The sequence below is a fragment of the Amycolatopsis thailandensis genome (assembly GCF_042723255.1).
In the GTDB taxonomy this organism is placed as follows: Bacteria; Actinomycetota; Actinomycetes; order Mycobacteriales; family Pseudonocardiaceae; genus Amycolatopsis; species Amycolatopsis thailandensis.
Genome location: NZ_JBHXJK010000052.1, coordinates 1 through 20,787 on the forward strand (window position 1 = coordinate 1; position 20,787 = coordinate 20,787).

24 protein-coding genes are annotated in these 20,787 nt (G+C 69.2%); 12 read left to right on the forward strand and 12 right to left on the reverse strand.

Going from position 1 to position 20,787, the window contains the following annotated elements:
- Positions 1–51 precede the first annotated feature (51 nt).
- Positions 52–1,179 carry a phosphoserine transaminase gene (serC, locus tag ACFWMR_RS21485; protein WP_191259710.1) on the reverse strand — a complete coding sequence of 376 codons (1,128 nt, stop codon included), beginning with the start codon at positions 1,177–1,179 and terminating at the stop codon, positions 52–54.
- Positions 1,180–1,294: 115 nt separating this feature from the next.
- Here serC and ACFWMR_RS21490 point away from each other — a divergent pair, with 115 nt between their 5' ends.
- The gene (locus ACFWMR_RS21490) at positions 1,295–1,612 is read left to right on the forward strand and encodes a hypothetical protein (protein ID WP_093933219.1); all 318 of its coding nucleotides are present in this window, start codon (positions 1,295–1,297) and stop codon (positions 1,610–1,612) included.
- Entirely contained in the window at positions 1,612–2,121 is a 510-nt protein-coding gene (locus ACFWMR_RS21495; RefSeq protein ID WP_378379628.1) for a hypothetical protein, read from the forward strand. Before ACFWMR_RS21490 ends, ACFWMR_RS21495 begins: the two co-directional genes overlap by 1 nt.
- Here the strand turns inward: ACFWMR_RS21495 and ACFWMR_RS21500 are convergent.
- The 6 genes from ACFWMR_RS21500 to ACFWMR_RS21525 all read right to left on the reverse strand — a co-directional run bounded on the left by ACFWMR_RS21500 (position 2,118) and on the right by ACFWMR_RS21525 (position 7,663).
- Positions 2,118–3,464 carry a serine hydrolase domain-containing protein gene (locus tag ACFWMR_RS21500; RefSeq protein ID WP_378379629.1) on the reverse strand — a complete coding sequence of 449 codons (1,347 nt, stop codon included), beginning with the start codon at positions 3,462–3,464 and terminating at the stop codon, positions 2,118–2,120. The genes ACFWMR_RS21495 and ACFWMR_RS21500 overlap by 4 nt on opposite strands.
- 14 nt (positions 3,465–3,478) lie before the next feature.
- Positions 3,479–4,099 (reverse strand): response regulator, encoded by a 621-nt coding sequence (locus ACFWMR_RS21505; RefSeq protein WP_005156061.1) that lies wholly within the window; start codon positions 4,097–4,099, stop codon positions 3,479–3,481.
- Positions 4,096–5,256, reverse strand: coding sequence for a sensor histidine kinase (locus ACFWMR_RS21510; protein WP_378379630.1), 1,161 nt, complete (start codon positions 5,254–5,256; stop codon positions 4,096–4,098). The genes ACFWMR_RS21505 and ACFWMR_RS21510 overlap by 4 nt, the downstream gene beginning before the upstream one ends.
- Complete coding sequence (locus ACFWMR_RS21515) at positions 5,253–6,086, reverse strand: ABC transporter permease (protein WP_378379631.1); 834 nt, start codon at positions 6,084–6,086, stop codon at positions 5,253–5,255. Before ACFWMR_RS21515 ends, ACFWMR_RS21510 begins: the two co-directional genes overlap by 4 nt.
- On the reverse strand, positions 6,083–6,910 hold the full coding sequence (locus ACFWMR_RS21520) for an ABC transporter ATP-binding protein (protein WP_449224334.1): 828 nt from the start codon (positions 6,908–6,910) through the stop codon (positions 6,083–6,085). Before ACFWMR_RS21520 ends, ACFWMR_RS21515 begins: the two co-directional genes overlap by 4 nt.
- Positions 6,911–7,072: 162 nt before the next feature.
- Positions 7,073–7,663, reverse strand: coding sequence for a TetR/AcrR family transcriptional regulator (locus ACFWMR_RS21525; RefSeq protein ID WP_378379633.1), 591 nt, complete (start codon positions 7,661–7,663; stop codon positions 7,073–7,075).
- A gap of 255 nt (positions 7,664–7,918) precedes the next feature.
- Here ACFWMR_RS21525 and ACFWMR_RS21530 point away from each other — a divergent pair, with 255 nt between their 5' ends.
- From ACFWMR_RS21530 to ACFWMR_RS21540, 3 genes are read left to right on the forward strand one after another with little or no spacing between them, the layout of a single operon-like run.
- Positions 7,919–9,418, forward strand: a complete 1,500-nt coding sequence (locus ACFWMR_RS21530) for an MFS transporter (protein ID WP_378379634.1) — start codon at positions 7,919–7,921, stop codon at positions 9,416–9,418.
- Between the two features lie 36 nt (positions 9,419–9,454).
- Entirely contained in the window at positions 9,455–11,146 is a 1,692-nt protein-coding gene (locus ACFWMR_RS21535; protein ID WP_378379666.1) for an SDR family oxidoreductase, read from the forward strand.
- Between the two features lie 23 nt (positions 11,147–11,169).
- Positions 11,170–11,760, forward strand: a complete 591-nt coding sequence (locus ACFWMR_RS21540; protein ID WP_378379667.1) for a TetR/AcrR family transcriptional regulator — start codon at positions 11,170–11,172, stop codon at positions 11,758–11,760.
- Positions 11,761–11,816: 56 nt separating this feature from the next.
- Here ACFWMR_RS21540 and ACFWMR_RS21545 read toward each other — a convergent pair whose 3' ends face one another.
- A complete protein-coding gene (locus ACFWMR_RS21545) occupies positions 11,817–12,968 on the reverse strand; it encodes a citrate synthase 2 (RefSeq protein ID WP_093933227.1) in 1,152 nt (383 codons plus the stop codon).
- 291 nt (positions 12,969–13,259) lie between these two features.
- Here ACFWMR_RS21545 and ACFWMR_RS21550 point away from each other — a divergent pair, with 291 nt between their 5' ends.
- The 6 genes from ACFWMR_RS21550 to ACFWMR_RS21575 are packed head-to-tail and all read left to right on the forward strand — an operon-like array spanning position 13,260 to position 17,655.
- Entirely contained in the window at positions 13,260–13,562 is a 303-nt protein-coding gene (locus ACFWMR_RS21550; protein ID WP_093933228.1) for an urease subunit gamma, read from the forward strand.
- A 12-nt stretch (positions 13,563–13,574) separates the two neighbouring features.
- The gene (locus ACFWMR_RS21555) at positions 13,575–13,868 is read left to right on the forward strand and encodes an urease subunit beta (protein WP_378379635.1); all 294 of its coding nucleotides are present in this window, start codon (positions 13,575–13,577) and stop codon (positions 13,866–13,868) included.
- Positions 13,868–15,589 carry an urease subunit alpha gene (locus tag ACFWMR_RS21560; protein ID WP_378379636.1) on the forward strand — a complete coding sequence of 574 codons (1,722 nt, stop codon included), beginning with the start codon at positions 13,868–13,870 and terminating at the stop codon, positions 15,587–15,589. Before ACFWMR_RS21555 ends, ACFWMR_RS21560 begins: the two co-directional genes overlap by 1 nt.
- Positions 15,589–16,263 (forward strand): urease accessory protein UreF, encoded by a 675-nt coding sequence (locus tag ACFWMR_RS21565; RefSeq protein WP_378379637.1) that lies wholly within the window; start codon positions 15,589–15,591, stop codon positions 16,261–16,263. The genes ACFWMR_RS21560 and ACFWMR_RS21565 overlap by 1 nt, the downstream gene beginning before the upstream one ends.
- Positions 16,253–16,960, forward strand: a complete 708-nt coding sequence (ureG, locus tag ACFWMR_RS21570; protein ID WP_093933232.1) for an urease accessory protein UreG — start codon at positions 16,253–16,255, stop codon at positions 16,958–16,960. The genes ACFWMR_RS21565 and ureG overlap by 11 nt, the downstream gene beginning before the upstream one ends.
- Entirely contained in the window at positions 16,957–17,655 is a 699-nt protein-coding gene (locus ACFWMR_RS21575) for an urease accessory protein UreD (protein ID WP_378379638.1), read from the forward strand. The genes ureG and ACFWMR_RS21575 overlap by 4 nt, the downstream gene beginning before the upstream one ends.
- Before the next feature lie 57 nt (positions 17,656–17,712).
- On the opposite strand, the gene ACFWMR_RS21580 is transcribed toward ACFWMR_RS21575, so the two are convergent.
- Complete coding sequence (locus ACFWMR_RS21580) at positions 17,713–17,844, reverse strand: hypothetical protein (RefSeq protein ID WP_378379639.1); 132 nt, start codon at positions 17,842–17,844, stop codon at positions 17,713–17,715.
- 117 nt (positions 17,845–17,961) lie between these two features.
- Positions 17,962–19,056 (reverse strand): lipase family protein, encoded by a 1,095-nt coding sequence (locus ACFWMR_RS21585; RefSeq protein ID WP_378379640.1) that lies wholly within the window; start codon positions 19,054–19,056, stop codon positions 17,962–17,964.
- Between the two features lie 91 nt (positions 19,057–19,147).
- Here ACFWMR_RS21585 and ACFWMR_RS21590 point away from each other — a divergent pair, with 91 nt between their 5' ends.
- Positions 19,148–19,768, forward strand: coding sequence for a TetR/AcrR family transcriptional regulator (locus tag ACFWMR_RS21590; RefSeq protein WP_093933235.1), 621 nt, complete (start codon positions 19,148–19,150; stop codon positions 19,766–19,768).
- 67 nt (positions 19,769–19,835) lie between these two features.
- Here the strand turns inward: ACFWMR_RS21590 and ACFWMR_RS21595 are convergent, their stop codons facing one another.
- Both ACFWMR_RS21595 and ACFWMR_RS21600 read right to left on the reverse strand, forming a co-directional pair.
- Complete coding sequence (locus ACFWMR_RS21595; RefSeq protein WP_093933236.1) at positions 19,836–20,429, reverse strand: GTP-binding protein; 594 nt, start codon at positions 20,427–20,429, stop codon at positions 19,836–19,838.
- Positions 20,407–20,787, reverse strand: a complete 381-nt coding sequence (locus tag ACFWMR_RS21600; RefSeq protein ID WP_005156033.1) for a DUF742 domain-containing protein — start codon at positions 20,785–20,787, stop codon at positions 20,407–20,409. Before ACFWMR_RS21600 ends, ACFWMR_RS21595 begins: the two co-directional genes overlap by 23 nt.

Sequence of the window (20,787 nt, forward strand, 5' to 3'; positions counted from 1 at the left end):
CCCCCTTCATTGCGCCTAGCGCAATGAAGGGGGCCTTCACGGAAAGCTAGCTCAGCCCAGGCGCTCGACGACGTACTCGATGCTCTGGGTCAGCTTCGTGATGTCGTCCGGGTCGATGGCCGGGAACAGGCCGACGCGCAGCTGGTTGCGGCCGAGCTTCCGGTACGGCTCGGTGTCGACGATCCCGTTGGCGCGCAGCACCTTCGCCACCGCGGCGGCGTCCACCTCGTCGGCGAAGTCGATGGTGCCGACGACCTGCGAACGCAGCGACGGGTCGCTGACGAACGGCGTCGTGTACGAGGTCTTCTCGGCCCACTCGTAGAGCCGGGTCGACGAGTCGCGCGTGCGCGCGGTGGTCCACTCCAGACCGCCGTTCGAGTTCATCCACTCGATCTGGTCGGCCAGCAGGAACAGCGTCGACACCGCCGGGGTGTTGTACGTCTGGTCCTTGCGGGAGTTGTCGAGCGCGGTGGTCAGCGACAGGAACTCGGGGATCCACCGGTCGCTCGCGCCGATCTCGCCGATGCGCTCGACCGCGGCGGGCGAGGCCAGCGCGATCCAGAGGCCACCGTCAGAGGCGAAGGACTTCTGGGGCGCGAAGTAGTAGACGTCGAAGTCCTCGGCCTTGACCGGCAGGCCGCCCGCGCCGGAGGTGGCGTCGATGGCGACGAGCGCGCCGTCACTGCCTTCAGGGCGGCGGACCGGCACCGCGACACCGGTCGAGGTCTCGTTGTGCGCCCAGCCGACCAGGTCGGCACCGGCCTCGTAGGCGATCTCGGGCGCGCTGCCCGGGTCGGCCTTGACGACGATCGGGTCGGCGAGGAACGGGGCGCCCTTGGTCACCGTGGCGAACTTCGAGGAGAACTCGCCGTAGGTGAAGTGCTGCGAGCGTTCCCGCACGAGGCCGAACGCCGCGGCGTCCCAGAATGCGGTCGTCCCGCCGTTGCCGAGGACCACTTCGTAGCCTTCGGGCAGGGAGAACAATTCAGACAGACCGGCGCGCACGCGGCCGACAAGGGACTTCACGGGCTTCTGCCGGTGCGAGGTGCCGAGGTAGGTGGCACCGGATTTCGCCAGGTTGGCGAGCTGCTCGTCACGGACCTTGGACGGTCCGCAGCCGAAGCGGCCATCGGCAGGCTTCAGGTCCGCGGGGAGGGTCAACTCAGGTGCGTCGGTCATGTGCCCAGTCTCTCAGGTCGGGACGGGCCTGCTGACAGTCGGTGCCGCCTGTCCGGTATGTGGGATCGGCGAACTCCCTCCCGCCGTCGCCGACCGCCGGGTAGCTTCTCGCCTCATGGCGACAGTGCACGAACGATTCCCCCTGCCCCCTGAGGCGTTGTGGCAGGCCCTCCAGAGCGGGGTCACCGCGGTCAAGGGGAAGAACCCCTACTACGACTCGGCCGCGGGTTACGTCACCTTCTCGACCAGCATGGGCCTGTTCAGCTACGGGCAGACGGTCACGGTGAAGGTGGAGCGGACGCCGGAGGGCTCGGGGCTGGCGATCCAGACGAGCCTCAAGTTCGGCTTCGTCGACTGGGGCGAGGGCAAGCGCATCGCCCGCAAGTTCATCGCGGCGGTGGGGACGGCCGTCGGGCACACCCCCGCTGCCTGATGCCCGATCCGTGGCGGCCGCGCTGGGGCTTCCTGTTCCTGTACTTCCTCGTGTTCGTGATCCACTGGGTCTTCGGCGAATGGGACGAGACCGCGGCCATCGCCGCACCGCTCGGTTTCGCGGCGGCGCTCGTGCTCGTGTTCGTCCCCGGCCTGCCGCGCTGGGTGTACGGAGACGGGCCGGACGAGATCTCCTCGCCGAAGACCCGTCAATGGCTGACGGCGCTGCGGTTCACCATCCGGCGTCGTGAAGGTGTCCTCGACGTCGTGTTCGGCCCCTGGGCGCTGGCCACCGCCACACTGGATCCGGACGCGGACACCGCGCGCGGGTGGGCCGTCCTCGACGGCCGCCCGGCGAAGTTCGTCATCGAGCGATGCCCCGGCGAACTCGCCGAGTCGCTGCGCGGCCCGCGCCGGATGTGGGTCGTCGGTGACCCCGACTACAGCGACGTCCTGGTGTGCGCCGGCGGCGGCCGCGAGTTCACGACCGCCGCCGTCCGCTTCCGCTAGCGCCAGCCGTCGGGGTCGACGCCGCCCGGGATGGGCGCGGCCGGGTCGAACGGCGTCCGCGAGAAGATGAACGTCGCGAGGTCGAGGTGGTTCGGCTTCCCCGCCGAGTCCCGCCCGACCCGCAGCGTCTCGCCCGCGTAGTAGGCGTCGAGGCCGACCCAGGTGTCCTCGCCGACCGGCGCGAACCGCGACGCGCGGCCGGGCCCGTCGGACGGCGCGAGCGAGAACAGGCCGTCCGGGAGCAGCCGCAGGTGGTACGGCGTCGGGCCCCAGTGCCACAGCCCGGTCAGCTCCAGTAGCTTCGGGTCCACAGTGGACGGAACCCATTCCTTGGGTATCGACGGTTCGTGCTGTTCGGTCAGGTTCATCAGGTCGAGGCACAGCTGCGTGATGCCCACGCCCGCCGTCGAGTTCGTCAGCACCAGCGCGCCGAGGCCGGCGTTCGCGTCGACCAGCGAGCAGGCGAGGAAGCCCGGCATCGATCCGGTGTGCCCGGCCAGGCGCCTGCCCTCCGTGCGGACCAGCATGACGCCGAGGCCGAAGCCGGTGGACCAGGTGTCCCCGTCGTCCACGGTGACCATTTCGCGCATCTCCGCGACGGTCTGCTCGCTCAGCACGCCACCGGTGTGGCCGCCGAGGAACGCCGTCCAGCGGGCGAGGTCGGTGATCGTCGACCACAGCTGCCCGGCCGGCGCCATCGCGCCCGCGTCCGGCGACGGCTCCGGCATGAGCAGGTCGGCGAAGGGGTGCACGGCGAATCCGCTCGCGTGCGCGCCTTCCGGATGCGGCGAGGTCCGGGTCATGCCGAGCGGGCCGAGGATCTCGGCGCGGACGACGTCGAGCCAGGACTGCCCGCGGTGCCGGGCGACCAGCTCGCCGAGCACGCCGTAGCCGACGTTGCTGTAGTGGAACTTGCTGCCCGGCCGCAGCCGCGTCGCGCCGTCCTTGAGGCTTTCGACGAGCGCGTCCCAGTCGGCGCCGACCGTGCGCTCCCACCAGGAGCCGGGCGATTCCGCGGTCAGGCCCGAGGTGTGCGAGAGCAGCTGCGCGATGGTGGCCGAGCCGAACGCGGTACCCGGCAGATGCTGTTCGAGCGGGTCGTTGAGGTCGAGCTTGCCTTCGTCGCGCAGGCGCATGACGGCCGTCGCGACGAGCGTCTTGGTGATCGAGCCGAGCCGGTACTGCGTGTCGGCGCCCGGCGTCGCGCCGTCGACGCGGCCGCGTCCTCCTGACCAGACGAGTTCTCCGTCGCGGACGACGGCGGCGACGATGGACGGGGCGCGGCACGAGGATTGCTCGTGCGCGAGGCGGCGTAGCAGCGCCATTTCGGTCGTGGCAAGCATGAGACGCATTCTGCCTACCCGAGCAGGCCCAGTCGCATAGCGGTGGTCACAGCCGCCGTGCGGTCCGAAACGTCCAGTTTTCCGAACGTCCGGAGCAGGTGGGTCTTGACGGTCGCCTCGCTGATGTGGAGCGTTCGCCCGATGTCGGCGTTCGTGCTGCCCTGCGCCACCAGCCGGAGCACTTCGATCTCGCGCGCCGACAACGGCGACGCCGTCGGGTTGCGCACCCGGTTCACCAGCTTCCCGGCGACCGAAGGCGCCAAGACCGTCTCGCCGCGTGACGCCGCTCTGATCGCTCCTGCCAGCTCCGTGCGCGAAGCGTCCTTCAGCAGGTAGCCGGAGGCTCCCGCCTCGACAGCCCGCAGGATGTCCGCGTCCGTCTCGTAGGTGGTGAGCACGACGACCCGCTGGCCGGGCCGGTCCGCGAGGATCTTCCGGGTCGCGCCGACGCCGTCGAGACCGGGCATCCGCAGATCCATCAGGATCACGTCCGGCTGCTTGACCCGGCTCAAGGCCACGGCTTCGTCCCCGGAACCCGCTTCCCCGATGACGCTCAGGTCCGGTTCGGCCTCCAGCATGCCGCGCAGGCCTTCCCGCACCACGGGGTGATCGTCGACCAGCATGATCGTGATCACGCGGGCACCTCCAGTTCCAGCTTCGTCCCCGCACCGGGTTCGCTTTTCAGCGTCACGATGCCACCGACCTGTTCCGCCCGCGTCCGCATCCCCGCCAGGCCGAAGCCGCCGGTGGGCGCGGCGGGGTCGAATCCGGCGCCGTCGTCGGTCACGCCGAGCCGGACGCGTCCGTCCACAACGGACAGCCGGAGCGACACCTCGGTGGCGCGCGAATGCTTGCGGATGTTGCTCAAGGCCTCCTGTGCCCCGCGCAGCACGACGACCTCGGTGGCCATCGGCAGTGCGGGCAACGGGCCGTCGACCTCGATCGACGCCTCGATCCCGGCCTCCTCGGTCAGCCGTTCGACCTGCCGACGCAAGGCCTCTTCCAGTGAGCCGGCGGCGAGCGCGGACGGCCCCTGCGCCGCGACCATCGCCCGTGCCTCGGCCAGGTTCTCCCGCGCCGTCCGCGCCGCCAGTTCGAGGTGGCGCCGGGCCGCCTTCGGATCGGTGTCCATTTCGGACTCGATGGCCTGGGTCAGCGTGACGATGCTGGTGAAACCCTGCGCGAGCGTGTCGTGGATTTCCCGGGCCATGCGCTCGCGTTCGGCGGCGGTCCCAGCCTCCCTGGAGAGCCGGGACACCTCCGCCTGACTGGCCTTCAGCTGCTCGATCAACGCGGCCCGAGCCTTGCTCTGTTCGATGATCTGCGTGGTGTAGCGCCCGGCCAGCAGGCTGAAGATGATCAGGATCGCCGTCATCGGCACCAGGATGCGCAACGCGGGCTGATCGAGGCCGCCCCGGACGATCGACGACAGCGGCCCCAGCAGTACCGCGATCGTGGTGAGGATCGACGCCGTCTTCGTCGGCAACGTCATGTAGAGCACGGGGCAGGCGAAGAACAGGATGAAACTCGAGGTGGTGGTGGCGAAGGTGGCGGCGGTCAGCAGGAGCATCAGGATCCCGACGAACAGCCACGGCGTGTCCTCGTAGTCCGGGCCCTTGATGAGGCCGCGGCCCCGGACCAGGTAGGCGACGCCGACGCCGACCAGGCACAGGATCGCGATCGCCTTGTCGACGGTGGCGTCGTCCCCGATGAGGATCAGTGCCGTCGTGGCGACGAAGGTGATCCCGAAGAGGACCTCCCAGAGCCAGAACAGCCGCTCCCAGGCGTTCACTTGCCTTCGTTCGACCAGCGGAACGTCAGCTTCGCCAGCAGCAGCCCCGCCACGCACCACGCCGTCAGCACCAGCGCCACCATCGGAAGTTCCCATGTCCCCGCCATTTCCTGTGTCGCCGCTTCGGCCGGCAGGAACACCGAGCGGAAGCCCTGGCAGATCCACTTCACCGGGAAGAAGGAGGCGATGGTGACCATAACCTTCGGCAGGTTGGTGATCGGTGTGACGAACACACCGGAGATGAACTGGAGCGCGATGTAGATCAGGTTGGTCACCGCGACCGCGCCGCTGACCGACTTCGTCACCGAACTGAGCGTGATGCCCAGGAGCGTGCAACTGGTGATGCCGAGGAGGAAGACCCACACCGCGGTCAGCAGCTTCGCCGGGTCGGTGGGCAGCTCCAGGTCGAACAGCAGGGTGCCGACGATCGACATCAGCGCGACCTGGGCGACACTCGTGACGCCGACCAGGATGATCTTGCCGATGAAGTAGGAGGCGGCGGGCATCGGCGTGCCGCGCAGCCGTTTGAGTGCCCCGGCCTCCCGGTCCGACGCGAGGCCGATGCCGATGCTGTTGAACGACGTCGACACGATGCCGGAGCCGATCATGCCCGCCGCGAGTACCTGGCCGGTCGTGATCGCCATGCCGGGCATCGAGGAGTTCAGCATCGAACCGAGCAGGACCATCAGCAGGGACGGGAAGGCGAAGGTGAAGATCACCTGCTCCCGGATGCGGAAGAACTGCTTGAGTTCGGCGGAGCCCCGGATGAGGCCGAGCGACAGGGTGCCGGGGAGTTTGCCCGGGTGGGTCAGCGTGGACTGCGTGGTCACCGGGCTTCTCCGATCAGGTCGAGGTAGGTCTCTTCGAGGGTGGGCCGGTGGACGGTCAGCTCCGAGGGCTCGCGGCCGTCGGCGGAGAGCTCGCGGATGAGCTTGGCGGGGAAGTGGGTGCGCTCCTGGTGGCTGCCGCTTTCGTCGGCCCAGCGGACCGTGGCCTCCGCCGTCGCCCGGCCGCCCAGCGTCTGCGGCGTCCCCTCGGCGACGATCGCGCCGCGCGTGATGACGGCGACGCGGTCCGCCAGCGCCTCGGCCTCGTCGAGATAGTGGGTGGTGAGCAGGATCGTGGTGCCCTCGTGGGCGAGACTCTTGATCAGGTCCCAGAACTGGCGCCGGGCCGCCGGGTCGAATCCGGTCGTGGGCTCGTCGAGGAAGACCAGCTCGGGCCGCCCGATGATCCCGAGCGCGACGTCCACGCGACGCCGCTGCCCGCCGGAAAGGCTCTTGACGCGGGCACCCGCCTTCTCGGTCAGGCCGACCTTCTCGATCACTTCTTCGGCGTCACGCGGATTCGGGTAGTAGCGGGCGTAGTGCCGGACGGTCTCGGCGACGGTGAGCTCGGCGGCGTCGTTGGCCGTCTGCAAGACGATCCCCAGCCGCGCCCGCCAGGCCCGGCCCGCGGTCCCGGGGTCCTCGCCGAGGACGTCGACGTCACCGGACGTCCGCTCGCGGTGCCCCTCCAGGATCTCGACAGTCGTCGTCTTGCCCGCGCCGTTGGGGCCGAGCAGCGCGAACACCTCGCCTTGTTCGATGTCGAGGTCGATGCCCCCGACGGCCGTGTGGCCCGGGTACTCCTTGCGCAGGCCCCGCGTTTTCACCGCTGTTTTCATAGGTCGATCGTGCTTGGGGCGCCGGGTGTCCCGGGACGTCCGCAGGACTGAACCCGGCTGTCAACCGATCGGTGGACACCGATGTCCCCTCCTCCCGCGTTTAGTCCTCTGGATGCGGTACTTGCGTGTTGGAGTGCTGCATCCAGAGGACTAAACGCGGGGGGTGAGCAGGGTGCGGACGGAGGTTTCGAGGGACGGCAGTAGTGCGGCCGGGTCGGTCGAAGTGAGCATCCGGTTCGCGAAGCCGTCCGACAGGGCCAGGACGGCGTCGGCCAGGTCGGAGGCCGCGAGGTCGTCCCGGACATCGCCTGCCGACTGGGCCTTCGAGATGTACTGCGCCGTTATCTCCGCGAGTTCGTCGTAGCCGGTGCGGATGAACTCGGCCCACGACGGCAGGACGGCGGCGCGGGCGGTGAAGGCGTTGATGACGATCACCTCCGCGCGGCGCTGTTCGTCGAGCGGCATCGCCTCGACGAGCAGCCGCAGCAGCAGGTCCAGCAGGCTTCCGGACTGGTCGAGGTTGTTCCAGCGCTGCTCCAGGAACTCGCTCGTCATGTCGAGGGCGAAGCGGAACAGATCTTCCTTGGTGGAGAAGTACTTCTGCACCGCGCCACCGGATACGCCCGCTTCCGCGGCGACCGAGCGCACGCTCACGGCCTCGACGCCTTCGCGCGCGACGATCCGCAGGAGGGCGCCGGCGATCTCCCGGCGGCGTTCGGTCCGGTCCACGATCTTCGGCACGTTCGCATCTTCCTCTCCGCCGACCCGGTCGGGTCGACCGCGACCACTCCGCGAACGGGCACCCCGATCCACGCGCGGCAGCCTCGTGATCGGTGCCCCCAATGTGGCATTGGAGACGCTCAGTGTCCCCAATGCCACATTGGGGGCACCTTCCGCCCGCAACCTCGCATCCGGCAGGGGGCGAAGGGGTCCTATCGCTTGCCCGCCAAGCCTCTTTAGAATACAGTCGTATCCGAAAAAGGGGGAGGTACTGGGGTGGACGAAACAGCACAGAAACGGCGGTCGGAGGAGAATCAGCTCGCCGCCGCGCTGACCAAGGGGCCGGCGGAGGTCCTCGATTTCCTCCTGCCGTTGTGGGTGGGAAGCCAGCTAGGCGCGTCGGCCGCCGAGGTCGGGGCACTGACCGCGCTGGAGACACTGGTGTCGTTCGTGGTTCGGCCGATCGCGGGCTCGCTGGCGGACCGGTTCGACCGGGGCCGGATCGCGGCCGTCGGTGCGGTCCTCTATGGACTGTCCTTTGTGGTCTACGCCGTGACGCCGGGGATCGGCGTCGCGTACCTGGCCGCGGTTCTCGGCGGCGCGGGTGGCGCCCTGTTCTGGGTCGCGTTGCGGGCCCGTGTGGGGGAGGGGCTCGCGCGGGACGACGGCGCGTTCAGCAAGCTGTTCGCGGCCGAGGGTGGCGGCACGTGGATCGCGTTCGTGGTCGCGCTGACCGCGATCGCCTGGATCGACTACCGGGGGGTGTTCTGGCTCGGCGCGGCGGCCTGCGTCGTGGCCGCGGTGGTCTTGCTGAACGCGAAATCCGCGCCGGTACGCGAAGAAGGCGCGCCACGGCTTCTGCAACTGGGCAAACGGATGCGCCCGATGCTCGCGCTCGTCGCGTTGACCGCGATGGCCGAGGCCGGGGTCGCGCTGCTGCTCCTGATGCATCTGCAACGCGGGCACCGGCTGGAGCTCGGCGAGATCGCGGCGGTGTTCATCCCCGGCTTCATCGTGTACAGCCTGCTACCGGACTACCTGCACGGTTTCGTCCGCAAGGTCGGCCGGACGCGGGTGCTCTCGCTGGCGATGCTGGCGAGCGCGGTCTTCGCCGCCGGTCTGTCCTTCGCGCCGAGCCCGGCGGTGCTCGCCGTCATGTGGGTCCTGTCGGCGGCCGCGTTCGCCGCGGCCATCCCCGTCGAGCAGGCCGTGGTCGCCGAGGCGGCCGGGCTGAGCCTCGGCCGGGCCATGGGAATCTACGAAAGCGCGACGCTACTCGGAGCGACGATCGGGACCTTCCTGGCGGGGCAACTCTACGGCTCGGACGTCGGCTGGCGCGTCGCCTGCTTCGGCGCGGCGGCGCTCCTGATCTTCGGATCGTTCGTGGTTCGTGGCGCCGTACGGCGTGTCGGAGTTGCGGAGTTTCCCGTGGAACACCGAAAAACGGTGTCACAAAAGGAAAACCCGGCTCCCCGCATGATCGAGGAGAGTCCACAAGAGTCCGAACCGGTGACGGAGGAGGCGAACAAGCGGGCGAACCCGCTCCGGAACTGGGCGATCCATGTCGCGGTGTACGTCCTCGCGCAGGCGGCACTGGCGATGGCCGGCTACAGCTGGCCCGTCGAAGCCTTGTTCGGCGAAGCGCACGACGCGGGCTGGTATTGGAACTCGAGCGGTCACTGGCTGTTGAACCTCGGCCGGATCTGGACCTTCGTCCTGGTGATCGACACCGTGTGGACGGTCGGCCGCGCGCTGCTCAAGAAACGGCCTTATTGACATGTTGTCTAACATGACAATATGTCTCATACGTGGGTGACGGCCAGCGACGGTGTCCGCCTCTCGGTCCGGGTGACCGGTGTCGACGACGCGCCCACGGTGGTGCTCGTCCACGGTTACCCGGACAACGGCTCCATGTGGGACGGCATCGCCGCCCTGCTGGAACGCCGCTACCGGGTCGTCGTCTACGACGTCCGCGGCGCGGGCCGCTCGGACAAGCCCTCGGGACGCGCGTCCTACAAGCTGGACCAGCTGTCCGATGACCTCGCCGCGGTCGTCGACGCGGTCCGGCCCGAGGGCAAGGTCCATCTGCTCGCGCACGACTGGGGCTCCATCCAGACCTGGCATTCGGTCACCGGCGACAGGCTGCGCGGGCGGCTCGCGTCGTTCACGTCGATCTCCGGGCCGAGCCTCGACCACGCGGGCGCGTGGTTCCGCGCGCAGGTGCGGCCGAGCCCGAAACGGCTCAAGAACGCGCTCGTCCAGTGGGCGCACTCGACCTACATCCTCGGTTTCCAGATCCCCCTGATCCCGCAGCTGCTGTGGCGCACCGGGGCGATGGGCGCGCTGATCGGCCGGATGGATCCGGCGGCCGCCGCGCCGTCCACTTCGGACGGCCTGTTCGGACTCAATCTCTACCGCGCCAACATGTTCACCCGGCTCTCCCGGCCGAAGCCGCGCAGTGCCGAGATCCCGGTGCAGGTGCTCGCGCCCACCGGCGACAAGTTCGTCACGACGCCGTTGCAGACCGAGATCGAGCGCTGGGCGCCGGACCTGTCCGTCCGCCGGATCGTCGGGACGCACTGGGTGGTCCGCGAGAAGCCTCAGGTGATCGCCGACGCCACCGCCGAGCTGATCGACCACGTCGAGGGTGGTGAGGAAAGCCGTGCGCTCAAACAAGCCAGAGCGAAAGGCTTCGCGCACAAGCTCGTCCTGATCACCGGCGCGGGCAGCGGGATCGGCCGCGCGACGGCGCTCGCGTTCGCGGACCGGGGTGCCGACCTCGTCATCACCGATATCAACGGTTCCGCCGCCGCGGACACCGCGAAACTCCTGCGGGACAAGGGTGTCACCGTCGGCGAGTACACAGTGGACTCCTCCGACGCCGAAGCCGTCGAGAAGTTCGCGCAGCAGGTCAAGGAAGAGTTCGGTGTCCCGGACATCGTCGTCAACAACGCGGGGATCGGCATGTCCGGTCCGTTCCTCGACACGACGGTCAAGGACTGGGAACGCCTCATCGACGTGAACCTGTGGGGCGTCATCCACGGCTGCCGCGTCTTCGCCGAGCAGATGCGCGAGCGGGCCGAAGGCGGCCAGATCGTCAACGTCGCTTCGGCCGCCGCCTATCTCCCGTCGAAGATCCTTTCCGCCTACGCCACCACGAAATCCGCCGTGCTCACCCTGAGCATCTGTCTGCGGGCGGAGCTCGCCGCCGAGAACATCGGCGTGACCGCGATCTGCCCCGGCATCGTGAACACGAACATCACCAGCACCACCCGGTTCGTCGGCGTCGACGACGTCGAGCAGAAGCGGCGTCAGAAGTCGAGCAGCAAGCTGTACGCGAAACGCGGCTTCGGCCCGGAGAAGGTCGCGCGCGACATTCTGCGCGCGGTCGAGAAGGACAAGGCGATCCAGCCGTCGACACCGGAGGCCAAGGCCGCGCTCGTCCTCTCCCGGCTCACGCCCGGACTGCTGCGGGCCGCGGCGAAGCTGGACGTCACCCCGTGACCTCCGCCAGACGCCCTCGCCGGATGTCGCCGCAGGCGCGCCGGGAGGACCTGATCCGCGCCGCGCTGGACCTGTTCGGCTCACGCGCGCCCGAATTGGTCACGGTGGACGACATCATCGCCCGCGCCGAGGTTTCGCGGCCGCTGTTCTACCGGTACTTCTCAAGCCTGCGGGAACTGCAGGTCGAGGCGCTGAAAACGGTCACCGAAGGGCTCATCGACGGCCTGGCCGGGCTGGAGGAAGGGCCGCCCGAAACGCGGCTGCGTGCCGCCGTCCGCGGGCTGATCGACGTGGCCGACCATTACCGCGCGGGGTACGTCGCACTGCTGCGCAGCGGTTCGGTGATCGCGACGTCGGAGACGGACGCGGCGATCGACGAGGTGCGCAACCGCGCCGTCGAGCTCATTCTCGGCGCGCTGGGCGTGCCGGAACCTTCGCCGATGCTGCTGCTGACCTTGCGTTGCTGGACCGCCGTGGTCGAGGGCGCTCTGCTGAGCTGGCTTCAGGAACGCGCTGTGCCGCGCGAGGTGCTCGACAGCTGGCTGGTCGACCAGCTGACGGCCATGCTCTCGGCGACCGCGCGCCACGATTCTTCGGTCCCGCAGATGTCATGAAAGGGGCTTTCAAGACAAAAGATGTCTTGAAAGCCCCTTTCATGACACGCGTGTGGTCAGGCCTGCTTCGCGACCAGGTCCCAGCCTTCGACGTCTTCCGGCTTACGCGGCTCCGGCCCGACGTACTTGGCCGAAGGCCGCACGAGGCGGCCGGTCTTCTTCTGCTCCAGGATGTGCGCGGCCCAGCCGGCGGTGCGCGCCGAGCTGAACATCGCGGGCATCATGTGCGGCGGAACCTGGGCGAAGTCCAGGATCACGGCCGCCCAGAACTCGACGTTGGTCTCGATCGGGTGGTCCGGACGCCGCTCGCGCAGCTCCTTCAGCGCCACCTGCTCCAGCTCCGCGGCCGCCTCGTAGCGCGACGCGCCGAGCTCCTGGCAGGTGCGGCGCAGCACGCGCGCCCGCGGGTCCTCCGCGCGGTACACGCGGTGCCCGAAGCCCATCATCCGTTCCTTGCGGTCCAGGATGCCCTTGACCAGGCCGACCGCGTCACCGGTCTTCTCGACCTCTTCGATCATCGGCAGCACCCGCGCCGGCGCGCCACCGTGCAGCGGGCCGGACATGGCGCCGATCGCGCCGGACAGGGCCGCGGCGACGTCGGCGCCGGTCGAGGCGATGACGCGGGCGGTGAAGGTGGAGGCGTTGAGACCGTGCTCGGCGGCCGAGACCCAGTAGGCGTCGATGGCCTTGACGTGGGCGGGGTCGGGCTCGCCGCGCCAGCGGACCATGAACCGCTCGGTGATCGACGCGGCCTCGTCGACCCGCGTCTGCGGGACGGCGGGCTGCCCGATGCCGCGCGCGGACTGGGCGACGTAGGAAAGCGCCATCACCGAGGCGCGGGCCAGCTGGTCGCGGGCCTCGTCGTCGCTGATGTCGAGCAGCGGCCGGTAACCCCAGATGGGGGCGAGCATGGCCAGCGCGGCCTGGACGTCGACCCGGACGTCACCGGTGTGCACCGGCAGCGGGAACGGTTCGGCGGGCGGTAGCCCGTGGCCGAACCGGCTGTCGACGAGAAGACCCCAGACGTCACCGAAGGTCACCTTGCCGGCGAGATCCTCGATGTCGACACCGCGATAGCGCAGCGCGCCACCGTCACGGTCGGGCTCGGCGATTTCGGTCTTGAAGGCGACGACGCCTTCGAGACCCGGTCGGAAACCGTCGTCGACCTGGTCGGACGGCTGATTGGTGCTGATCGTGGAGGTACTCACTGTGGTGAAACCTTTCGATGCGCATTCCCCGGCTTTGTGTTCATGCGTGGACGGGATACACGCAGCGAAGGCGCGCCTCATCGCACGGATGGACAAACTTTGCTCCACGTCGGGTCCAGGGGCAATCGAAAGATGTGGTGCTTTCGGTCACGATTACGAGAACGATTCAGTGAAAACGACCCTCGTACGCGAAGAGTTACGGCGGCGTTCACTTTGCGTGTACCGGCCGCCGAGGTAAATCCTGTGTTTCGGGAACCGGCGCCGACCGGTTTCCAGTGATACACCTTTCTCATGCACCTGAGCCCCCAGGAGCGGGACAAACTGCTCATCCACGTCGCCGCGGACGTAGCTCGCAAACGCCTGGAGCGGGGGGTGCTGCTGAACTACCCCGAGGCGGTCGCGCTGATCACCGACCACGTCCTCGAAGGCGCCCGTGACGGCCGGACGGTGAGCGAACTCGTCGCGAGCGGGCGTTCGGTCCTCTCGCGGGCGCAGGTACTGGACGGCATTCCCGAGATGGTCGACTCCGTGCAGGTCGAAGCCACCTTCCCGGACGGCACGAAGCTCGTCACCGTGCACGACCCGATCGTCTAGAAAGGGCCGCGAGTGCGACCAGGAGAGATCATCACCGGCGACGGGCCGGTCGAACTGAACCCCGGCAGGCCGCGGGTCCGGCTGCTCGTGCGGAACCTCGGCGACCGGCCCGTGCAGGTCGGCTCGCACTACCATTTCGCGGCGGTCAATCCCGGACTCGAATTCGACCGGGAGGCCGCGCGAGGGCATCGGCTCGACGTGCCCGCGGGAACTTCGGTGCGTTTCGAACCGGGCGTCGAACGCGAAGTCGACCTCATCCCGCTGGCCGGGAACCGCACGGTGCCCGGATTGCGCAAGGAGTCCTGATGCCGTCGATCGATCGCGAGCGCTACGCCGAACTCTTCGGCCCGACCACCGGCGACAAAATCCGTCTCGCGGACACGGATCTGCTCATCGAGGTCACCGAGGACCGCAGTATGGGCCCGTCCGGCAGCGGCGACGAAGTGCTGTTCGGCGGCGGCAAGGTGATCCGCGAATCCATGGGCCAGGGGATGGCGACCCGGGCCGAGGGCGCGCCGGACCTGATCATCACCGGCGCGGTGATCCTGGACCACTGGGGGATCGTCAAGGCCGACGTCGGCGTCCGGGACGGCCGGATCGTCGGCATCGGCAAGGCAGGCAACCCGGACACGATGGACGGGGTGGATTCGGCGCTGGTCGTCGGCCCGTCCACGGAGGTGCTGTCCGGCAACGGCAAGATCCTGACCGCGGGCGGGATCGACTGCCACGTCCACTTCATCTGCCCACAGTTGACCGATACCGCTCTCGCGTCCGGGCTCACCACGCTGGTCGGCGGCGGGACCGGGCCGGTCGAGGGCAGCAAGGCCACCACCGTCACGCCCGGCGCGTGGAACCTCGGCCGGATGCTGCGGGCGATGGACGGCCAGCCGGTCAACGTCCTGTTGCTGGGCAAGGGGAACACCGTCCGGCACGAGGCACTGCGCGAACAGCTCGCCGCCGGCGCGGGCGGGTTCAAACTGCACGAGGACTGGGGCAGCACCCCCGCCGCGATCGACGCCTGCCTCACCGTCGCCGACGAATCCGGCGTCCAGGTGGCGATCCACACCGACACGCTGAACGAGGCAGGCTTCCTGGAGTCCACTGTGGACGCCATCGGCGGCCGGTCGATCAACGCGTACCACACCGAAGGCGCGGGCGGCGGGCACGCGCCGGACATCATCCAGGTCGCCGGGCTGCCCAACATCCTGCCGTCGTCGACGAATCCGACGCGCCCGCACACCGCGAACACCCTCGACGAGCATCTCGACATGCTCGTCGTCTGCCATCACCTGAACCCGTCCGTACCCGAGGACCTGGCGTTCGCCGAAAGCCGGATCCGGCCGACGACCATCGCGGCCGAGGACGTCCTGCACGACCTCGGCGCGATTTCGATGATGAGCTCGGATTCGCAGGCGATGGGCCGGATCGGCGAGGTGATCATCCGGACCTGGCAGACCGCGCACGTGATGAAACGGCGGCGCGGCGCCTTGCCGGGCGACGGTGCCGCCGACAACCTGCGGGCTCGTCGCTATGTCGCCAAATACACCATCAACCCCGCGATCGCGCACGGCATGGACCGCGAGATCGGCTCGGTGGAGGTCGGGAAACTCGCGGATCTCGTGCTGTGGGAACCGAAGTTCTTCGGCGTCCGGCCGCATGTCGTGCTCAAGGGCGGATTCCCCGCGTGGGCGGCGATGGGCGACGCGAACGCGTCCATCCCGACGCCGCAACCGGTGCTGGCGCGGCCGATGTTCGGTGCGGACCCGGGGGTCGCGGCCGCGAGCAGCTTCCATTTCGTCGCGCCGGAAGCGCTGGAAAACGGGGTGGCGGAACGGTTCGGCATCACGCGGAAACTCGTGCCGATCGCGAACACCCGCTCGCGCGGCAAGGCGGACATGGTGCTCAACGACGCCACGCCGGACATCCGGGTGGAGCCGGACAGTTTCGCCGTGTACGTCGACGGCGAGCTCATCGAACCGAAACCGGTGACCGAACTGCCCATGGCGCAAAGGTACTTTTTGTTTTGATGAACCTCTCCGCGCTCATCCTCGCCGACTCCCGCTTCCCCGGGGGCGGGCACGTCCATTCCGGTGGGCTCGAAGAAGCCGTCACCCGGAAGCTGATCACGCACGAACGCGACCTGCCGGGGTTCCTCTCCGGTCGCCTGCGCACGGCGGGTGCGCTGGCCGCCGTGTTCGCCGCCGCGTCGGCGCACGCTGCCGCGCGAAACGTCCGAAGTGGACATTGGCGACGGCTCGACCTCGAACTCGACGCCAGAACGCCGTCGCTCGCGCAGCGGGAGGCGTCCCGCGCGCAGGGGCGGGGAACGGCGAGGGCGGGCAAGGCGGCGTGGCCGTCGCCGGTGCTTTCCCGGCTGCTGGAGGAAACCCCGCGACCGCACCATCCGGTGATCGTCGGCGCGCTGATCGGGGTACCCTTCGACGCGGCGATGGCGGTCGCGTACCTCGCGATCAGCGGTCCGGCGAGCGCGGCGGTGCGGCTGCTCGGGCTCGACCCGTTCGCCGTCAACGCCGTCGTGGCCCGGCTTTCGCACGAGGTCCGGGACGTCTCCTCGCGTGCGGCCGAGGTCGCGGGGGACGACCCGGCGGAACTCCCGGCGCCGGGGTCTCCGGCGCTCGATCTGTTCGCCGAGGCACACGCCCGGCACCACAAGGAAGAGGTGCGTCTCTTTGCCAGCTGAGCATGGTCATGGACACGGTCACGTCCACCCGGTCAACTTCGACCCGACCGCCGCGGAACCCGATCACTACGACCCGGCGCCGACCGCGGGCCGCGCGTACCGGATCGGCATCGGCGGGCCGGTGGGCAGCGGGAAGACCGCGCTCACCGCGGCGCTGTGCCGGGCGCTCGGCGACGAGGTGAACCTCGCCGTCGTCACCAACGACATCTACACCACCGAGGACGCCGATTTCCTGCGCAAGGCCGGGGTGCTCGACCCGGAGCGGATCGAGGCCGTGCAGACCGGCGCGTGCCCGCACACCGCGATCCGCGACGACATCACCGCGAACCTCGACGCCGTCGAACGGCTGGAGGAGCGGTTCCCCGGGCTGGATCTGGTGATCATCGAAAGCGGCGGGGACAACCTCACCGCGGTGTTCAGCCGGGGGCTCGCCGACAGTCAGGTCTTCGTGGTCGACGTCGCGGGCGGCGACAAGGTGCCGCGCAAGGGCGGGCCGGGCGTGACGACGGCGGATCTGCTGGTGATCAACAAGATCGACATCGCGCATCTGGTCGGCGCGGACATGGACGTGATGACCTCGGACGCGCACCGGATGCGAGGCGAACTCCCCGTGATCACACAGTCCCTTGTGGACACTCCGAACGCGCCCGCGGTCGCGGACTGGGTGCGCTCGCTGCTCCCGGTCAACGCGGGGTGAAGGCGCACGCGCGGCTGACCGCCTGCTTCGAGGGCGGCCGGACCGTTCTGCGTGAGCTGCGCTCGATGGCGCCGCTCACGCTGCTCCCCAAGCGGGGCACCGGTGCGTCGGCGGTGGTGCACCTGGTCAACTCGGCGACCTCGCCGTTGGGCGGCGACGAGCTGAAGCTGACCATCCGCGTCGGCCCCGGTGCTTCGCTGCGGATTTCCGGTGTCGCGGCGACCATCGCGCTCCCCGGGTTGCACGGTGAGGGCAGTTCGTCCCTTGTGGACGTCGTCGTGGAGGCGGGTGGCTCGCTGGAGTATCTGCCGGAGCCGACCGTCGTGACCGCCCGGGCCCGGCACTCTGCTGTGCTTCGGGCCGCTTTGGCGGAGGATGCCTGTCTGCACACGCGGGAGGTGCTTGTACTCGGCCGGGCGGGTGAGCGGCCCGGGTCTCTGGTGACCACGCAGCACGTGACGCGGGGTGAAGTACCGGTACTTCGGCAGACGCTGGAGATCGGGGACTCCACTTTGGACTCCAGCCTGGCGCATCTGGCGGGGCGGCGGGTGCTGGCGACCGATCTGGTCGTCGGTGGCCCTTCGGTTCCTGAAGCTTGCGGCGACTGGTGGTCTCGCACCTCACTGGCGGCAGGTGGCACGCTCACGACCTCGCTCGCGCCCGATGCCGTGACCGCGCTCCGGATGTTCGGCTAGGACGCCTGACGTTGTGGTTCCGTTGGCTTCCGGTCGGCGGATGGACGACACGTGTGACTAGCCGGACGACACGTGTGTCCAGATGGACGACACGCGACGAGAGCCGATCTTGGCCGTGTCGTCCGTCCGGTCACGCGCGATCTCCATCCAGTCACGCGTGTCGTCCGTCCAGTCACGTGTGTCGTCCATCTGGGCGCGTCGTCGGCCGCCGGTCGCTAGCGTTGCGAAGGCCACTTTCGCAACCTTCAAGGTTGCGAAAGGGCCCTTCGCCGCGTCGCATGCGGCGAAGGGCCCCTTCGGCCCACGTCAGAACTTGGTGCCCAGCCAGGTCATCGCGACCGGGCCGCCAGCCGAGACGCCGCCGATGTGTTCCAGCAGCGGGAACTCCTGCCAGGTGACGTCGGCACCGAGGGCGCGGTAGCGGTCGCGCAGGCCTTTGCCGACCGACAGCGGAATCAGTTCGTCCAGTGACGCGTGGTAGAGGTAGACCGGCGCGCCCGGTTTGGTCTTACCCGCCAGGTTCTCGCCGAGGCGGGCCTGCCAGCGCGGGTCCGAGGAAACGTTCGGCACGGTCGTGAAGTCGTTGAGCCGAGCGAAAGGCGCCGCCGCGCCGAGTTCGACGGTGCAGGCTTCCTTGACCTTCGCGACGGCCTTCTCGCCCTTCGCGTTGAGCACGTTGTCAAACGGCAGTTCCGGGTACGCGGCCGCGTAGCCGACAGCGGCGCCGAGCACGAGACCGAACGCCGGTCCGCCGTCGTTGAACTTCAGGACCGCGTTCAGATCCGCCGGGACACCGCCTTCCGCGACGCCGACCAGGTTGACGTCGGGAGCGTAGGACGGCTGCAGTTCACCGGCGAACGCCGCGGCCTGACCTCCTTGTGAGTAACCGAAAACGCCGACCGGTCCGGTCTTCGACAGTCCCGCTTCGGGGACCCGGGCGGCGGCGCGGGCGGCGTCGAGGACGGCCCGGCCTTCCGACTGACCGACGGCGTAGGTGTGCGTGCCCGGGGTGCCGAGGCCTTCGTAGTCGGTCACGACGACCGCCCAGCCGCGCGAAAGCGCTTGGCTCATCAGGAGGACTTCGTTCTCAGACCCGTTCGTCAGCCGCTTCGACGGCGCGCACCGGTCGCCGAGGCCGTGGGTGCCGACGGCGTAGCTGATCAGCGGGCGCGACCCCTTCGTCCACGGGGTGGGCGGCACCAGCAGGATGCCCGACACCGTGTTCGGCTTCCCTGTGGCCGAGGTCGAGCGGTAGGTGAGTTTCCAGGCCTTCGCCGGAGCGGTGGCGACGACCGGTTTGTAGTCGACCAGGTCCCCTGGCGCGCTTGGCGCGGCTTGCGCGGCGGGCGCGCCGATGAGGGTGGCTGCGAGGGCTGAGACCAGAACTGTCCGAAGCGTCATTGCCGTCTCCAGTTTGGTAATCGAGATTTTCGCAATGTAGGCGGTGTTGGTAGCATCTGGCAATCCCTGTTACCGAATCGGGGGAGGACGAGTGGCCCGCACGTACGGCGGGGTCGCACCGGAGCAGCGGCGCGCCGAACGGCGTGAACGCCTGCTCGTGGCGGCCCTGGACCTGTTCACCTCGACGGGCTACCGCCAGGCGAAGATCACCGAGTTGTGTACCCGGGCAGGCGTCTCCACGCGGAACTTCTACGAGGAGTTCGAGAGCAAGGAGAAGGTGCTGCTGACCCTGCACGAGCGCATCAACGCCCTCGCGCTGGAGCACGTCACCGGCACGCTGGAACGGCTGGAGGACGCCGACGCGGTCACCCGGATCGGGACGCTGCTGGACGTCTTCGTCGGCACCGTCACCTCGGATCCGCGGATGCCGCGGCTGAACTACGTCGAAGCGGTCGGCGTCAGCGCCGCTTTGGAGGCGCAGCACCAGGAATGGGTCGACCGGTGGGCCGCGTTCATCGAAGCCGAGGCCCGGCACGCCGCCGCGCACGGCGTGGCGCCGGATCGCGACTACCACCTGACGGCGATCGCGCTCGTCGGCGCGGCGACCGGGCTGCTGCGCGAGTGGCAGGCGCATACGCCGCCGTTGCCGGTCGCCGACGTCGCCGCCGAACTCCGGGCCCTGATGCTGGCCGCGATCACCCGCCCGGCCTGACCCCGCGTTTCGTCCTCTGAATGCGGTAGATGCACGCGCAAGTACCGCATTCAGAGGACGAAATGCGTCAGGAAGCGGCGGAGGCCCGCCGGAAGGTGTTGTGCAGCACCGCGAGCAGCGCGTCCCGCACCGAAAGCCGAGCTCGTGCGTCGAAGGTGATCAGCGGGACGTCCTCGCTCACCGCGAGCGCCCAGCGCACGTCTTCGAGATCGTGTTTGAGGGAGCCGTCGAAGACGTTCACCCCGACCACGAACGGCAGCCCGGCCTTCTCGAAGTAGTCGACCGCCGGGTAGCAGTCGTCGAGCCGCCGGGTGTCGACGATGACGAGCGCGCCCAGCGCCCCGAGCACGAGGTCGTGCCACATGAACCCGAACCGGTCCTGCCCCGGGGTGCCGAAGAGGTACAGCTTCACCTCTTCGTCGATGGTGATGCAGCCGAAGTCCAGCGCCACCGTGGTGGTGGTCTTCGACGGCACCTCCCCGCCCGGGCCGTCGACGGCCGCGCCCGCCGAGGTCATGGCTGCCTCGGTGGTCAGCGGTTTGATCTCCGAGATCGCGCCGACGGTGGTGGTCTTGCCGACCCCGAACCCGCCCGCGATGACGATCTTGACCGGTGTCGGCGGCCTGGCCGACACCGGTTCAGCGAATTGCTTCGAGTCCACGAATGACCCTTTCGATCATGCCGAGGTCCTGGGTGAAAGCTCCGGCCGGGCGGCGCAGCACGACGTAGCCGAGCGCGGCGAGATCCGCCACGAGCACCCTGGCCACGCCGATGTGCAGGCCGAGCATCGCGGCCACTTCGGCGACGGATTTCGTTTCCCGGCAAAGGGAAACGATCTCCCGTCGTTCGAAGGTCAGCCTCGCCTGTGACGCCGCTCCGAGCCTGCTCGTGAGCACCTGTGCCTCGATTTCGAGCGTGCCGTCCACCGGCTGCGCGCGGCCGGCGGTGAGCAGATACGGGCGCAGCGGTGAGATGCCCTGTTCGGCGCCTCTCGGCTGAGGTACCTGATCGTCGCTCAT

What these genes read in the sequence shown, in the direction of transcription:
- ACFWMR_RS21490 (WP_093933219.1), top strand. Translation starts at nt 1,295, where the DNA reads ATGGCGACAGTGCACGAACGATTCCCCCTGCCCCCTGAGGCGTTGTGG.
- ACFWMR_RS21600 (WP_005156033.1), bottom strand. Translation starts at nt 20,787, where the DNA reads ATGAGCGACGATCAGGTACCTCAGCCGAGAGGCGCCGAACAGGGCATC.
- ACFWMR_RS21580 (WP_378379639.1), bottom strand. Translation starts at nt 17,844, where the DNA reads ATGGACGACACACGTGACTGGACGGACGACACGCGTGACTGGATGGAG.
- ACFWMR_RS21585 (WP_378379640.1), bottom strand. Translation starts at nt 19,056, where the DNA reads ATGACGCTTCGGACAGTTCTGGTCTCAGCCCTCGCAGCCACCCTCATC.
- ACFWMR_RS21565 (WP_378379637.1), top strand. Translation starts at nt 15,589, where the DNA reads ATGAACCTCTCCGCGCTCATCCTCGCCGACTCCCGCTTCCCCGGGGGC.
- ACFWMR_RS21495 (WP_378379628.1), top strand. Translation starts at nt 1,612, where the DNA reads ATGCCCGATCCGTGGCGGCCGCGCTGGGGCTTCCTGTTCCTGTACTTC.
- serC (WP_191259710.1), bottom strand. Translation starts at nt 1,179, where the DNA reads ATGACCGACGCACCTGAGTTGACCCTCCCCGCGGACCTGAAGCCTGCC.
- ACFWMR_RS21540 (WP_378379667.1), top strand. Translation starts at nt 11,170, where the DNA reads ATGTCGCCGCAGGCGCGCCGGGAGGACCTGATCCGCGCCGCGCTGGAC.
- ACFWMR_RS21550 (WP_093933228.1), top strand. Translation starts at nt 13,260, where the DNA reads ATGCACCTGAGCCCCCAGGAGCGGGACAAACTGCTCATCCACGTCGCC.
- ACFWMR_RS21560 (WP_378379636.1), top strand. Translation starts at nt 13,868, where the DNA reads ATGCCGTCGATCGATCGCGAGCGCTACGCCGAACTCTTCGGCCCGACC.
- ACFWMR_RS21500 (WP_378379629.1), bottom strand. Translation starts at nt 3,464, where the DNA reads ATGCTTGCCACGACCGAAATGGCGCTGCTACGCCGCCTCGCGCACGAG.